Source organism: Streptomyces sp. DSM 15324 (assembly GCF_001514285.1).
Lineage (GTDB): Bacteria > Actinomycetota > Actinomycetes > Streptomycetales > Streptomycetaceae > Streptomyces.
The window spans coordinates 157,469-170,973 of the sequence record NZ_KQ949023.1 but is presented as its reverse complement, the minus strand read 5'-3'; the positions used below and the strand labels follow the sequence as shown (position 1 = coordinate 170,973).

Annotated in this window: 14 protein-coding genes; 10 read left to right on the top strand and 4 right to left on the bottom strand. The window is 71.1% G+C overall.

The window, feature by feature from the left end; all coding sequences use genetic code 11:
* The first annotated feature begins 1 nt into the window (after position 1).
* The 6 genes from AQJ58_RS40270 (at position 2) to AQJ58_RS00735 (ending at position 4,726) form a co-directional block, all read left to right on the top strand.
* Entirely contained in the window at positions 2-205 is a 204-nt protein-coding gene (locus tag AQJ58_RS40270; protein WP_079078625.1) for a DUF397 domain-containing protein, read from the top strand.
* 91 nt (positions 206-296) lie between these two features.
* Positions 297-1,532 (top strand): helix-turn-helix domain-containing protein, encoded by a 1,236-nt coding sequence (locus AQJ58_RS00750; protein ID WP_067243806.1) that lies wholly within the window; start codon positions 297-299, stop codon positions 1,530-1,532.
* Positions 1,514-2,092 (top strand): flavoprotein, encoded by a 579-nt coding sequence (locus AQJ58_RS00745; RefSeq protein WP_079078624.1) that lies wholly within the window; start codon positions 1,514-1,516, stop codon positions 2,090-2,092. The genes AQJ58_RS00750 and AQJ58_RS00745 overlap by 19 nt, the downstream gene beginning before the upstream one ends.
* A 383-nt stretch (positions 2,093-2,475) precedes the next feature.
* Positions 2,476-2,643: a hypothetical protein gene (locus tag AQJ58_RS43690; RefSeq protein WP_199844501.1), complete on the top strand. Its 168-nt coding sequence runs from the start codon at positions 2,476-2,478 to the stop codon at positions 2,641-2,643.
* Positions 2,644-2,738: 95 nt separating this feature from the next.
* A complete protein-coding gene (locus tag AQJ58_RS00740) occupies positions 2,739-3,935 on the top strand; it encodes a JmjC domain-containing protein (protein WP_067243804.1) in 1,197 nt (398 codons plus the stop codon).
* Positions 3,869-4,726, top strand: coding sequence for an aldo/keto reductase (locus AQJ58_RS00735; protein ID WP_067243803.1), 858 nt, complete (start codon positions 3,869-3,871; stop codon positions 4,724-4,726). The genes AQJ58_RS00740 and AQJ58_RS00735 overlap by 67 nt, the downstream gene beginning before the upstream one ends.
* On the opposite strand, the gene AQJ58_RS00730 is transcribed toward AQJ58_RS00735, so the two are convergent.
* Together AQJ58_RS00730 and AQJ58_RS00725 are read right to left on the bottom strand one after the other, a co-directional pair.
* Positions 4,714-5,571 (bottom strand): hypothetical protein, encoded by an 858-nt coding sequence (locus tag AQJ58_RS00730; RefSeq protein ID WP_067243801.1) that lies wholly within the window; start codon positions 5,569-5,571, stop codon positions 4,714-4,716. The two genes, AQJ58_RS00735 and AQJ58_RS00730, sit on opposite strands and share 13 nt — an antisense overlap.
* Positions 5,572-5,780: 209 nt before the next feature.
* The gene (locus tag AQJ58_RS00725) at positions 5,781-6,977 is read right to left on the bottom strand and encodes a serine hydrolase domain-containing protein (protein WP_199844500.1); all 1,197 of its coding nucleotides are present in this window, start codon (positions 6,975-6,977) and stop codon (positions 5,781-5,783) included.
* 154 nt (positions 6,978-7,131) lie between these two features.
* Here AQJ58_RS00725 and AQJ58_RS00720 point away from each other — a divergent pair, with 154 nt between their 5' ends.
* The 3 genes from AQJ58_RS00720 to AQJ58_RS00710 all read left to right on the top strand — a co-directional run bounded on the left by AQJ58_RS00720 (position 7,132) and on the right by AQJ58_RS00710 (position 9,226).
* Complete coding sequence (locus tag AQJ58_RS00720; RefSeq protein ID WP_067245577.1) at positions 7,132-7,761, top strand: RNA polymerase sigma factor; 630 nt, start codon at positions 7,132-7,134, stop codon at positions 7,759-7,761.
* Positions 7,758-8,843, top strand: coding sequence for a CU044_5270 family protein (locus AQJ58_RS00715; protein ID WP_067243797.1), 1,086 nt, complete (start codon positions 7,758-7,760; stop codon positions 8,841-8,843). The genes AQJ58_RS00720 and AQJ58_RS00715 overlap by 4 nt, the downstream gene beginning before the upstream one ends.
* An 80-nt stretch (positions 8,844-8,923) precedes the next feature.
* On the top strand, positions 8,924-9,226 hold the full coding sequence (locus AQJ58_RS00710; RefSeq protein WP_067243795.1) for a hypothetical protein: 303 nt from the start codon (positions 8,924-8,926) through the stop codon (positions 9,224-9,226).
* 609 nt (positions 9,227-9,835) lie between these two features.
* Here AQJ58_RS00710 and AQJ58_RS00705 read toward each other — a convergent pair.
* The gene (locus tag AQJ58_RS00705) at positions 9,836-10,207 is read right to left on the bottom strand and encodes a hypothetical protein (RefSeq protein ID WP_067243794.1); all 372 of its coding nucleotides are present in this window, start codon (positions 10,205-10,207) and stop codon (positions 9,836-9,838) included.
* A gap of 432 nt (positions 10,208-10,639) precedes the next feature.
* Positions 10,640-11,902: a DUF445 domain-containing protein gene (locus AQJ58_RS00700; RefSeq protein ID WP_067243792.1), complete on the bottom strand. Its 1,263-nt coding sequence runs from the start codon at positions 11,900-11,902 to the stop codon at positions 10,640-10,642.
* A 223-nt stretch (positions 11,903-12,125) separates the two neighbouring features.
* On the opposite strand from AQJ58_RS00700, the gene AQJ58_RS00695 reads away from it, so the two are divergent.
* Positions 12,126-13,475 (top strand): SGNH/GDSL hydrolase family protein, encoded by a 1,350-nt coding sequence (locus tag AQJ58_RS00695; RefSeq protein WP_067243790.1) that lies wholly within the window; start codon positions 12,126-12,128, stop codon positions 13,473-13,475.
* Positions 13,476-13,505: the final 30 nt, after the last annotated feature.

Sequence of the window (13,505 nt, the reverse complement as noted above, 5' to 3'; positions counted from 1 at the left end):
CATGGCAACGCCCGACGGGACGAGCCGTCCGAAGTGGTTCACGTCGTCGTACAGCAATGGTGCGGGAGGGGAGTGCGTCCAGTGTGCGTTCACCGGCGACGGCATTGTGGTCCGTGACTCGAAGAGTGAGGGAGGACCTGAGGTTTTCTTCGGAAGGTGGGCTTGGCTCGCCTTCGTACATGCTGTGAGGCCTGGTCTCGGCTGACGGTGAGGCTCCTGGTGCCCAGCGGCGCCACAGTGCCGGAGTCCATCTCCTGAGTTGTCCCTCGCACTTCCTGCAGCCGAGGAGGATCTGTATGCATGGGCTCGGCGATCATCTGACCATCGGTGAGCGCATCGCCTTCCACCGGCGACGCCGCGGCTACACCCAGCAGGTACTGGCCGGACTGGTGGGCCGCAGCACAGACTGGCTCGCCAAGGCGGAGTCGGGCCGACGCAAGCCTCCCCGGATCGACATGCTCGCCGAGTTGGCCCGTGTGCTTCGGGTGCCGCTCGGCGACCTGCTCGGGAAACCCGTGCTGATGGAGGACGAGCGGCAACAAGACGACGTACCCGCTGTCCGGGACGCTTTGATGAGTCCGCGCCGACTGTCCCGGCTGCTGTTCGGTCCTGAGGCGGAGAGTCAGCTCCCGACGCCGGGCCCCGTAGCTCCCCACGTCGAACAGGCTTGGGACGACTATCAGGCCGGTCGACTCGGCAAGGTGATCGCTGCGCTTCCCGGCCTCCTTCAGACCGCTCATGGGCTCGAAGATCACGCTGTCCGCTCCCCCTCAGAGCGCATGGCCTCCTGGGCGGTCTCCGCGCGTGTGCATCACCTCGCAGCCACGACGCTTGCCAAGGTGGGGGAGTCCGACATCTCGTGGCTCGCCGCCGAGAGGGCCATGAGAGCGGCCGACGAGTCCGAGGACCCGCTCGTCCTGGCCTCCGCCGCGCGGGCGGGTACCCATGCTCTCCTGGCCAATGGCCGCTACGACGATGCTCTGGAGTTGGCTTTGACGGCGTCGAGGTGGCTCTCCACTCGCATCGAGGAGAGTGATCCCGCTGCTCTGAGCCTGCTGGGCATGATTCATCTGCGCGCGGCGATCGCCGCAGCCCGGCACCAGGACCGCTCGACCGCCATTGGCCTGCTGCGCCGCGCCGAAGGACTGGCGGACCGGCTCGGTACCGACGAGAACCACTGGCACACCTGCTTCGGTCCGACGAACGTGATGTTGCACCGGTTGTCGGCAGAGCTGGATCTCGACAACGTCTCGTACGTGGTGGAGCACGGTGACATCGACGTGGAACACGTGGCAGCGGAGCGGAGCGTCTCCCACCGTATCGACTACGCCAGGGCGCTGTCTCTCTCCGGCAGAGTGGACGACGCCTTCACGCACCTGCGCAGTGCCGAGTCCACATCGCCGCAGCTCGTGCGGAACAATCCTCGTGTCCGTGACACGCTGCGCGACCTGATCAAGCAGGCTCCGGTTACGGGCGGAGCTCCTTCGTCGGAGCTGTTCATGCTGGCTCAACGGTGCAGGGCGGTGCAGTGAGCACGGGGAAAAGCCGAGTTCTGGGGGTCGTGGGTACCAGCGCTGGAGGAGTCGAGAGCTTGCGCACCGGGCTCGTCCAGCCGGCGCTGGCGCGGGGCTGGCGAGTGGCGGTGACTCTCACGCCGACGGCGGGGCGCTGGCTGCGCATGAGCGGCGAGGCCGACCTCCTGGAGCAACTGACCGGTCTGCCCGTGCGGGACGAAGCACGGCTGCCCGGCGACGCGAGCCCACACCCGAGGGTGGACTGCTACGTCGTCGCCCCCGCGAGCGCCAACACGGTGGCCAAGCTCGCGACCGGCATCGCCGACAACCAAGCACTGACGCAGGTAGGGGAAGCGATCGGCACTCTCGGGCTCCCCGTCGTGGTGTTTCCCAGGGTCAACGCGGCACATGTCCGCCACCCGGCCTGGAAACGCCACATCGCAACGCTGCGAGAAGCCGACGTGCACCTGGTTCACGGCCCGGATGTCTGGCCTCTGTATGAGCCGCGGGAGGCGCCTGCGGGGCGTGAACTTCCTTGGACCGCGGTGCTCGACACCGTCGCACACCTCGTCGGCTGACGTGATGCACGGCTTCTGAGGCGGCATGATGACGGACCCGGACAGTTTGTCAGGGCTGGGGGTCCGTCAGGCAACGAAGCTTTCTCTTGCCGGACAAACCAGAACGCGGTTTGGGCAAGCTGGCTGCCTGAGAGGGGAGTTCGCCCTGCTGGGTCCGTGCGCGCTCCAGCGAAGCACAGGTCAGCCGTAAGCACACGACAACCGTCCATACGGGTGCCCATGGATCCCGTAGTCGTCCCAAGTCGCTCCGCCGAGGGCGGTCTCCGGCATGGCATCAGAGCACATCACCACCCAACGGCTGCGTCGCCCGACCCAGCCGAGTACTTCGTATGTCGTCGGCCTCGGCTTCGGCTTCGAGAGGCCTGATCAGGAAGGAGCACAAGATGACAGAGAGCACGACGCCGCCGCAGGCCCGAAACGGCCTTCTGGTCGCTGTGGAAGAGCTGGCAGCCGTCCACGACCGCTACGACAGCCTCCGGTCCGACAACGCGGGAAGTTCCGGCGACGCGCCGTGGCCGGGCGGTGACGGCAACCTCCACGACAGCGAATAGCGCCGAACGGCAGGGGGCCCGCGCGGTCCGTCACGCCGACCCCCTGCCGCACCGCGTCACACAGTCGAACGCACAACGAGGCTGAGGAGGAAGTGATGAAGCATCGGTTGGTCGATGCCATTGAGACGGCGCTCGGTTGGAGCGGCGTGGATGATCTCGGCAAGGGATTCGTGCGCGGAAGCACTGATGCCCCGGACCTCATGTCCCGCATTCTGACCCCGAACCGCCTGCTCGACATCGGCATGCGCAGGAGCCTGAACCGCCCGCAGTTCCGGGTCTTCCGTGAGGGCGAGGAGGTGCACCCGGCCGTCTATTTTACCGACAGCGTGAGTCCCAGGGGCCAGAGCATCCCAATGGTCAACATGCACAGCCTCGGCATGCTTCTCCGGGACGGCGCGACCGTCATCCTCGACCAGGCCAACGTCTTCGATCCGACGATGGAGGTCGCGTGCCGGGCTCTGCAGTGGTGGTCGCGTGAACGGGTGCAGGTCAACGCCTACCTGACCACGAACGAGGCATCCGGCTTCCCGCTCCACTGGGACGACCACGACGTAGTGATCGTCCAGCTCGCCGGCGAGAAGGAGTGGGAGGTGCGCGGGACTTCCCGATCAGTGCCCATGTACCGCGACACCGACTCCAACAGCACGCCGAGCGGAGAGATCATCTGGTCCGGGATCATGAAGACCGGCGACGTGATGCACATTCCGCGAGGTCACTGGCACCAGGCGACGCGGAACGGTCACGGGTCCGGCAAGAGCCTTCACGTCACGTTCGGCATCACCAAGCGCACGGGGGCGAGTTGGCTCGCCTGGTTGGGCGACTGGTGCCGCGAGAGCGAGGTGTTCCGACGTGACCTCGACCGCCGGCACGAGGCTGACGGCCGGCCCCTGACCGATGCTGCCGCGCAGCTGATCGTCGAGCGGCCTCCAGCCGAGTTCCTGGCCTCGTACGAGCAAGCGATGCCACTTCCGAGGCATGTGCCCTTCCTGGACGTCTTCGGAAGGCTCGACGCCGTGGTGTGCACTACGCACTTCCCTCCCCGGATCCAGGACAAGGGCGAGACGGTCGATGTGTCGGCCTCCGGCAAGAAGCTCACGTTCAGGGCCAAGGCCCTGCCCTCGCTGCGGCTGCTCCTGAGCGGTCGCCCGGTCCGTCTGGACCAGGCGGTACCAGCCGTCGGATCCGAGGTCGTGGACATCGCGGAAGTGCTGGTGAAGGAGGAGATGTGCGCGCCGCTGACCCCCGAGTTGTCCTCGGGTTACACCGGTCTCGTCACGACCGCCGACTCCTGACCGGCGCCCTGGACCTGGGCGTCACCGAGCTCGACACGAGCTCCAACTATCTCGACTTTCTGTCGCACGAAACTTTGGCGAGGACAGCCGCGGATCTGCTGCCAAGGTTCACGGTGTCCACCAAGGTCGGCTACTTCTGGACGCCGCACGGGGCGGAACACTCCCTCGACGCCCCTCGGCTGCGTAACGCCGTGGAACAGGCCGCCCGAGACCTCGGAAAAGAGCCGGACCTGGTGTTCCTGCACAACCCGGAGCACTCGCTCCGAGACCCTGACCGTCGTGCGAGGGACGCCCTGGCCCACGCGTGCGCCGCCTTGGAGGAGGCCACCGCCAAGGGGATGTGCGGTGCCTGGGGCGTCGCTTCCTGGGACCCGTCACCGCTGTCGGGGCTGGTCGACTCGGGCGCACCGAGACCCTCCGTACTCATGGTCCGGGCCGGTCTGTTGGTCGGCGTCCGTACGCTCGTAGCCGCAGATGCTCTCGCTGTGGCCTGGGACCTCCACGACAACATGCTGTGGGGCATGAGTCCCTTCGGAGGCAGCACGAACGCGTCCGTATGGGACCGGGTAGACCCGCGGATCTTTCTGCGGGACAGTGACGGAGCCTCGCGTGTACAGGCGGTCTTTCGGGCTTCTTACCACGTCCCGCAGGTACGCGCGGTTGCCGTGGGAACCGATGAGCCTGCCCATCTGAGCGAACTCGTCAGTGCTCTGGCCTGTGAGGTCGACGAGCGCGCGATCCGTGAATACCGGAAGCTTCTCTCAAGTCGACAGCTCGTTCAGCCCGCTTGAAGCTCCGAGACGACCTGCTCCGCCCTGCGGCAGGCGGATTCCAGACGTGGGTCCTCAGGATGGGCACCCGGGCCGAGGATCTTCGAGCAGGTGAAGAGGGTCATCAGCTTGCCGTCCCGGCTCTCGAAGTCGTGGCGCCGTTCGTGCAGTACGCGGTCGGCCAGGGCCGGGACGGCGAGCGAGCTTCCCCACAGCGTCGCGGAGTCCAATCCCCGCGGGGCGTTCCCCCAGTCCTCCCAGTCGAAGACGGAGAAGACCGGAGCAGTCATGTTGGCCCAGTTCAGGTCGGCGTGCGCCGGTACCCACCGCTCCACTGTCGTGTCGAAGTCACCGGGGAACGCGCTGCGGATGGTCTCCGTGACCAGGGTCTGGGTGATGGTGACGGTGTCGGGCGTGGCCACTCGGCCGGTGTGCTGTGCGGCGAGGGAGTCCAATGAGGTGTTGAAGGCCTGCCACCACGCGGCCGTCAGCTCGGGCTCGTCACTCAGCACGGCTGTGCCGACGGGGCCTCCGGGCAGAAGGTCGGTCTCGTCCGCCCGCCACATCACGGGGTCGACCGGGTCCCGCCAGACCGTACAGCCACGCCAGGAAGGCTGGGCGATGCCATGCAGTCGGGCGGCTTGCTCGGTTCCGTTCCAGCCCTGGTCGCCGATCTTGTCGAGCGGGCGGCGCTCGACTCGGATCCATGTGTCGCGGTCCGTGCGGGCTCCCACCGAGCGACGTTTGCGTACCACGGTATTCGGGTCCAAGCGCGTCTGGAAGGAGCATCCGACGCGGTCGAGGAGTTCGCCGACCGGGTGAACGCGGAGATCTACGGAGCGAACGGTGGCCTCTGGGAGCGTCATGCAAGGGACCGTAGCAGCCGGTCGAGCCGCGGGAGGCCAGTGCCGATGAGTTGACGTGCGGGCCGTCAGCGGGCTGGAGCAGTGGGAGTCCGCCCTGCGTGACCGGCCGACTACGACCGGCCGCCTGCGGGCGTCGGCGGCCGAGGCCGCCGCGCTGGACGCCCCCGCGCGCGCGGGCGGCTCCGGGTGCGGGCGGCCCCAGGAACGGATCACCCCGCCAGCGACCTCCCCACCGCCTTCACCAGGGACGCCGCCCGCGCGTCCGTCGGGTCCTCGACGATGTGGTTCATGACGTAGCCGAAGGCGAGGTCGTGGGACGGGTCGGCGAAGCCCAGGGAGCCGCCGCGGCCCGGGTGGCCGAAGGCGTGCGGGCCGGTGAGGGGGGCCTGGTCGGTGGGGAGCGTGTAGCCGGAGGCGAAGCGCATCGGGAGCATCAGGACGCGGTCCTGGCCCGAGGACTGTTCGCTCGTCGCCGCGGCGACCGTCTCGGGGGTGAGCAGGCGTACGCCGTCGACCTCGCCGACCAGGGCGGCGTACATGCGGGCCAGGCCGCGGGCGGTGCAGAGGCCGTTGGAGGCGGGGATCTCCGCCGCCTGGACCTCCGGGGAGTTGAAGTCGATCTCCGGAGGGTCCGTGATCGCGAACGCCCTGTTGGAGAGGGAGTCCGGGTCCAGCATGGCGGCCACCGCGGCGCGGTACTCCTCCGGGATCGCCTCCGGGGGGACGGTGGAGAAGTCGACCGTCGGCTGCCGGTACGCCATCCTGCTGACGCGGGGGCGTTCGCCGTCCGGCAGACCTATGAAGAAGTCCAGGCCCAGGGGACCGGCGATCTCGTCGGCGAAGTAGCGGCCCGGGGTGCGGCCGGACACCCTGCGGATCACCTCGCCGACCAGCCAGCCGTAGGTGCGGCCGTGGTAGCCGTGGGCGGTGCCCGGGGTCCAGGCGGGGCGCTGGGCCGCCAGGGCGGCGACCATGGGATGCCAGGTCAGGGCGTCGGCCAGGGGGACGGGGTGGTCCAGCGCGGGGAGGCCGGCCCGGTGGGAGAGGAGCTGGCGGACCGGGATGCGCTCCTTGCCGTGCGCGGCGAACTCCGGCCAGTACTCGGCCACCGGCGCGTCCAAGTCCAGTTCGCCGCGCTGGACCAGCAGATGGGCGGCGGTCGCGGTGGCGCCCTTGGTCGCCGAGTAGACCAGCTGGAGGGTGTCCCGGGTCCAGGGGCGGCCGGTGTCCGGGTCGGCGGTTCCGGCCCAGAGGTCCACCACCGGGCGGCCCCGGTGGTAGACGCACACCGCCGCGCCGATGTCGTCGTGCCGTTCGAAGTTCGCCGCGAACGCCTCGCGCACCGGCTCGAAACCGGGCGCGACCTCACCCTGGATACCCTCGATCGTCGTCGTCATGGCGCCCATCCTGGCAGCCCGGGGCATGCGCGGTGGCGGGATGGGCGGGGAGGGGCTGAGGGGCGGCCCGAGCCTCAGGGGCGCTGTGAGCCACGCCACGGGAACCGGTCCGGCGGTCCGGAGAGGTACAAGCGTGAGGTCCAACGATGACGACGGCGGGCGGCTGCGCGGGCGGGTGCGGGACGGGGAACGTGAGGCGTTCGCCGAGCTGTACGAGCGGTACGCCACGGCCGTCTACCACCATGCCCTGCGGCTGACCGGCGACTGGTCGGCGGCCGAGGAGGTCATGTCCGAGACGTTCCTGGCCGCTTGGCGGGGGCGGGCGGACGTGGAGGCCGAAGGGGGGTCGCTGCGGCCCTGGTTGTTCGGGATCGCCACCAACAAGGCACGCAACGCCGACCGGAGTCTGCGGCGCCGGCTCGCCTTCCTCGCCCGGCGGTCCACCGAAGAGGCGGTCGGCGACTTCGCCGAGGACGTCGCGGGGCGGGTGGACGACACCCGGCGCCTCGCGGAGGTACGGCGGGTGCTGGGGCGGCTGCGGCGGCACGAACGCGAGGTCATCGCGCTGTGCGTGTGGGGCGGGCTCGACTACGCCCAGGCCGCCGAGGCGCTCGGGGTGCCCGTGGGGACCGTACGGTCGCGGCTGTCGCGGGCGCGGGCCCGGCTGCGGGACATCGTCGAGCAGGAAGCGCATAAAACGCGTACGGGACATACGGAACCGCGTTCCCGTCACGGAGAGGTAGAGAGTGAGGCCGCGTTCGTGGCCCTGCCCCTTCAGGAGGAAGCCCGATGAACGAGCACGACGAGCGGGAGGAACTGGGGCGGCTGCTGCCGGCCGTTCCTGTCGAGCGGGGGCTGCCTGCTGAGCGTCACTCTCACCACAAGGACGTACTGATGCAGCTCATCGACCAGGATCACCGAAGCCACCAGGACCACCAGGACCACCAGGACCAGCGGAGTCGCCGCCCTCGGATTGTGCCTTCGCGGCTCCCCTGGCCCGCTCTCCTCGCCGGGGCCGTCGCCGTCGCGCTGGCCGCCGGGCTGACCGTCGGGGTCGGCGCGGGCCGGGACGCGGGCAGCGCGCCGGACCGGGCCGCCGTGAGCGGCGCGCCGGGCGGCGGGAGCCGCAGTGCGGTCGGCACGCTCGACCGGATCGCCGCCGTCGCGATGCGGACCGACGTCGGGCCGGTGCGGGACGGTCAGTTCGTGTATGTGCGCACCCGGGTCTCCGAGAACGAGTCCGACTGGGGGAAGCCGGTGAAGCCCGGCGCGCTGCACGACCGGGAGGTGTGGTTCTCGCAGAAGCAGGGGCCGCTGGTCGAGTACGGGCTGATCCGCGAGAACGGGGACGACTTCCCGATCAGGATCCTGGTGCCGAAGGGCTCGGACGGGGAAGCCGCCGGGATCGACCGGCCCACCTACGCCTGGCTCGCCTCCCTGCCCACCGATCCCGGCGCTCTGCTGAGGAAGCTCTACGCCGAGACGCCCGTCTCCGAGGGGGAGGACCGGGACCAGGCCGTGTTCCAGCGGATCGGCGAACTCGTCGCCGAACAGCTCCTGCCGTCCGCCACGGCCGCCGCGATCTACCAGGCCACCGCGCGGATTCCCGGGGTGACGGAGGTCGCCGACGCGGTGGACGCGGCGGGGCGGCACGGCATCGCCATCGCGCGGGAGGACACCCGGATGGGGCTGCGCACCGAGTGGATCTTCGATCCCGGCACCCTCGGGTACCTCGGCGAACGGTCCGTGCTCACCCGGACGTCCGCGATGGGCCGGGCGGGGACCGTGTTCGACACCCGGGCCGTGCTGGAACGCGCGGTCGTCGACCAGCGGGGCCAGGAGCCGGGCGAACGGCGGCGCGCCTCCCGCAGCTGAGGCCGGGCACCGGCGGGGGCGTCCGGGTGCCGCGTGGTTAGCCTCTTGCGCAGGAGAAGGACCGTGCAAAGGAGGCAGACATGGCGAGGGTTCCCAGCTCGGTGATCGCGGCCGGCGGGCTCGTCGGGGGGTACGGGGTGGCCCGGTGGACGAAGAAGCGGCAGCTGGGCGGGGTGGTGCTGGCCGCCGCGGGCGCCGCCGCCGCGCAGCAGTGGCGCGAGCGGGCGGGCGGGAGGGCCGCGGGGGCGCTGGGCGCCGCGTATGTCGCCGCCTTCGCCGGGTCGCATCCGCTGGCGAAGAAGGTGGGCGCCTGGCCGGCCGTCTTCGGTGTCGCGGGGGCTGTTGCGCTGGCCTCGTGGGCGGTGGCGGACCGGCGGGGCTGACGCCCCGGTCCAGCCCGGTCCGGCCGGTCCAGCCCGGTCCGGGTGGTGTCCGCTGCCCGGCCCGGTACCCGCCCGGCCCCGAGGGACGCCGCGGTGGCGACGGACAGGGCGAAGGGCCCGTACAGCGGGAGGAACCGGTCGGCCCGCAGCGTCGCCGCGGCCTCACGGGGCCGTCCGCGCGTCCGCCCCCGCACCGCCCGTCCGGAACGACCTCCGGTACCCATGGGGGCTCGTCCCCACCGCGCGGCGGAAGCGCTTCCAGCCTCGCCGGGTGAAGTGGGGTCCCTCCGCCGTACCGATCACTTCCTACAGCGCGGGCCACCACCACGGTGGCGGCGCTGACAGCGAGCCCCCATGTGCTCTGACCGCTTTCGGCCCGACGATCACCTCACTCGCCGCCTGGCCCAAGGCGGACAGCCGTGCTGCGCGACGGGCGCGGCCCGGACTGGGACGTCCCGCACGCGTCAGGACTGTCGCCAGGACCATGAGGAAGCACCGCGGGGTCCACCCCTGCGAACGCGGGTGCGCAGGCCACGCTCGATCAGCCGGGCGTCCGAGGCGGGCACCGTCGGCGGCGCCCGCCTCCTACGCGCACGGGTCCAGAACGGTCTAGAACTTGAGCTCCGGTGTGCGGTAGACCTTGCCGTTGCTCATCTGCCAGCCGGTGGCGTGGTCACGGAAGCCCTTCGGGCACGTGTACGACTTCGAGAAGGTGTCGTAGCCGGGGATCGTGCCGTCCTTGAGGACCTTCGCGTCCTGGCCGTCGGGGCCGGCGCACGTGACGCCGAACTGGCCCTTGGCGGACTTGGAGGTCGTGTTCGAGAACTTGACCGTGACCTTGGCGCCACTGTGGCTGATACAGCGCTTGGTCAGATTGCCGCTGCAGTACCACTTGGTGGCGGCGTCCGCGGACGGGGAAGCCAGCCCGACGAGCGAGACCGTGGTCAGCGCCGCGAGGGCGAGATGGGCGACTTTCTTCATGCGTGCTACTCCTGGAGAGCTGGTCGGATGCATGCGCCAACTCGGAAGCGCAGAGTGTGTGCCATCCCCCGATCGGCTGGGTCAGCCCATCAAGGCGCCCGACGGCCTGTCAAGATCGTTCTGTCCCGTATGGCCCCAGTTCGAGCGCTCCCCAGAGAGATCTCCCCGAATGCTCCACAGAGGAGGTCAGCGGCTTCAGGCGTGCGGAGTTGCGGAGTTTCGGGTGGTCCAGCCAAGGGTCTGCTTCGCGATCGCGTGAGGCCGGGGGAGCCGGTCCAGACGTGCCGGGATGTCCGTGGTGAGGGTGCGGCCGGTCGCCGCCTGATCAGTCGTGGCCATGCCCTCCCGGATGCCCCCGGACGCACGGCGTACGCCCGCCGGAGGGCGCGGCCGGGAGGTCCTACGCCCCCAGCGCCCGCGTGCCGGGAGGTCCTACGCCCCCAGCGCCCGCGCCACCGTGTAGATCAGCAGCCCCGCCAGGGAGCCCACCACCGTGCCGTTGATGCGGATGAACTGGAGGTCGCGGCCGATGTGGGCCTCGATCTTGCGGGTGGTGTGCTCCGCGTCCCAGCCCGCCACCGTGTCGGTGATGAGGGAGGTGATCTCCTTGCGGTACGTCGTCACGACGTGCACCGCCGCGCCCTCCACCCAGCGGTCGACCTTCTCCTGCACCTTCGGCTCGGTCGCCATCCGCGCGCCCAGCGTGAGCAGCGAGGCCCGCACCCGCAGCCGCAGCTCACTGCGCTCGTCCTCGGCCGCCGCGACGATCATGGAGCGTACGGCGGTCCAGGCGGACGCGATCAGGTCCTGGACCTCGCCGCGGCCCAGCACCTCGCCCTTGAGCCGCTCGACCCGCGCCCGGGTGTCGGTGTCGGACTGGAGGTCGGCGGCGAAGTCGCGCAGGAAGCGGTCCAGGGCGCCGCGGGCCGGGTGGGAGGGCATGTCCCGCATCTCGGCGCAGAAGCGCAGCAGCTCCTTGTAGACGCGCTCGCCGATCCGCTTGTCGACGAACCGGGGCGTCCAGCCGGGGGCGCCGCCCTCCACCGCGTCCACCACCGAGTCGCCGTGCAGCACCAGCCACTCGTAGGCCCGCGCCACGACCAGGTCCACCGCCCGCCGGTGACCGCCGTCCGCGACGATCCTCTCCAGCATCTTGCCCATGCCCGGCGCCAGCTCCTGGGCGTCGGCCCGCCGGGTGATCGCCTCGCTGACCACCGCCTGGACGTCGGTGTCGCGCAGCACGGTGAGGGCGCCCCGCAGGGCGGTCGCCAGCTCGGCCGTGACCCGGTCCGCGTGCTCCGGCTCGGCCAGCCAGGAACCGAGCCGGGTGCCGATGCCGACGGCGCGCAGCCGCTGCCGTACGACGTCCTCGGAGAGGAAGTTCTCCCCGACGAACTCACCCAGGGAGACGCCCAGCTGGTCCTTCTTGTTCGGGATGATCGCCGTGTGCGGGATGGGCAGCCCGAGGGGGTGCCGGAAGAGGGCGGTGACCGCGAACCAGTCGGCCAGTGCGCCCACCATGCCCGCCTCGGCCGCCGCCGCCACATACCCCGCCCAGGGGCCGGCGCCCGCGTGGGACGCCCACTCCGCGAGGCCGTACACCACGGCGACGAACAGCAGCAGCCCGGCCGCGGTCAGCTTCATCCGCCGTACGCCGCGCCGCTTCTCCTCGTCGGCGGCACTGAAGACGGTCATCGCACGCGCCGGGGTCTTCCCCGTCGGTCCCGCATCCGTTCGCTCCACAACTCCACCCGTTCCCCGGTCCCCCGTGTCCCGCACGCAAATATTGTCCCTGCTTGACCGACTCCCGGAACGGAACAAGAGTTCCCGACGTCATTCGTACGGGGGAGTTCGACGGTGACCTCCTGCGCTGTCCGCCGGAGCCGCGCGCTCCCGCACCGAGGAGAACCAGACCCGCATGACCAGGCACAAGGGCTATGCGCTGCTGTGCGCGGTCGTCGCCCTCGTCGTGGCCCTGTCCGCCGCCATCTACGCGGTCGCCGCCGCCGACCACGGCCCCGGCCGGCGCACCGGCGACGCCCTCGCCGCCCCGGCGGCACCCCCCGGCGGCGCCGGGTCCGCCGTCCCCGCCTCGACCGGGGTGTGGGTCGGCACCTGGGGCGCCTCCCCCGTCGGCGGCGAGCCCGGCACCGAGACCACCGGCATGGCGGGCCGCACGGTCCGCAACCTCGTGCACACCAGCGTCGGCGGCACCGGCGCCCGCGTCACCCTGTCCAACCTCTACGGCACCCGGCCGCTCACCCTCACCCACGCCACCCTCGCCGTCGCGGCCGGCGACCACGGCCCCGCGACGGCCCCCGGCACGCTGCGCCGGCTCACCTTCGGCGGCGCCACCACGGTCACCGTCCCGCCCGGCGGCCAGACCGTCAGCGACCCGGTCGCCCTCGCCGTCCCGCACGACTGCGACGTCGTCGTCAGCACCTACTCCCCCGCCTCCTCCGGCCCGGTCACCTACCACCCGCACGCCCGGCAGACCAGCTATGTCGCCGACGGCGAGCACACCGCGGACGAGACCGGCACCGCCTACACCGGCACCACCGTCCACTGGCGCTACCTCACCGCGCTCGACGTCCTCGGCACGGAGGCCGAGGGCACCGTCGTCGCCCTCGGCGACTCCATCACCGACGGGGTGACCGCCACCGCCGACGCCGACCGGCGCTGGCCGGACGTCCTCGCCGAACGGCTGCGCGGCGCCGCCCGCTCCGGCACGGACGCGCCCCGCTACGGCGTCGTCAACGAGGGCATCAGCGGCAACCGGATCCTCGCCGACGACCCCCTCCGCGGCGCCAGCGGCCCGCACCGCTTCGCACGGGACGTCCTCGGCCGGCCGAACGTCAAGGTCGTGATCATCGACCTCGGCGTCAACGACATCCTCCGCGACCCGGGCCGCGCCGACCCCGACGCGATCGTGGCCGCACTGCGCACCCTCGTCGCGCGCGCCCACGCCCACGGCATCAAGGTCGTCGGCAGCACCCTCACCCCCTTCCGCGGCCACCGCGGCTACCGCGCGGACCGCGAGGACGTGCGCCGCCAGGTCAACGACGCGATCCGCGAGGGCGGGGTGTACGACACGGTCGTCGACTTCGACGAGGCCCTGCGCGACCCGTACGACCCCCGCAGCCTGCGCCCGGAGTACGACTCGGGCGACCGTCTGCACCCCAGCGACCTCGGCTACCGCACGATGGCCCAGACGCTGGACCTGGCGGACCTGGCGGACGTGGGGGACCTGACCGACCTGGGGGCCTGACCGGCCTGGCGGGCCTGACCGATCTGAAGG

Bases quoted from the DNA above. Each gene is read 5' to 3' on its own strand.
- AQJ58_RS40270 (WP_079078625.1), top strand. From the start codon at position 2: ATGGCAACGCCCGACGGGACGAGCCGTCCGAAGTGGTTCACGTCGTCG.
- AQJ58_RS00750 (WP_067243806.1), top strand. From the start codon at position 297: ATGCATGGGCTCGGCGATCATCTGACCATCGGTGAGCGCATCGCCTTC.
- AQJ58_RS43690 (WP_199844501.1), top strand. From the start codon at position 2,476: ATGACAGAGAGCACGACGCCGCCGCAGGCCCGAAACGGCCTTCTGGTC.
- AQJ58_RS00740 (WP_067243804.1), top strand. From the start codon at position 2,739: ATGAAGCATCGGTTGGTCGATGCCATTGAGACGGCGCTCGGTTGGAGC.
- AQJ58_RS00730 (WP_067243801.1), bottom strand. From the start codon at position 5,571: ATGACGCTCCCAGAGGCCACCGTTCGCTCCGTAGATCTCCGCGTTCAC.
- AQJ58_RS00725 (WP_199844500.1), bottom strand. From the start codon at position 6,977: ATGGGCGCCATGACGACGACGATCGAGGGTATCCAGGGTGAGGTCGCG.
- AQJ58_RS00715 (WP_067243797.1), top strand. From the start codon at position 7,758: ATGAACGAGCACGACGAGCGGGAGGAACTGGGGCGGCTGCTGCCGGCC.
- AQJ58_RS00710 (WP_067243795.1), top strand. From the start codon at position 8,924: ATGGCGAGGGTTCCCAGCTCGGTGATCGCGGCCGGCGGGCTCGTCGGG.
- AQJ58_RS00705 (WP_067243794.1), bottom strand. From the start codon at position 10,207: ATGAAGAAAGTCGCCCATCTCGCCCTCGCGGCGCTGACCACGGTCTCG.
- AQJ58_RS00700 (WP_067243792.1), bottom strand. From the start codon at position 11,902: ATGACCGTCTTCAGTGCCGCCGACGAGGAGAAGCGGCGCGGCGTACGG.
- AQJ58_RS00695 (WP_067243790.1), top strand. From the start codon at position 12,126: ATGACCAGGCACAAGGGCTATGCGCTGCTGTGCGCGGTCGTCGCCCTC.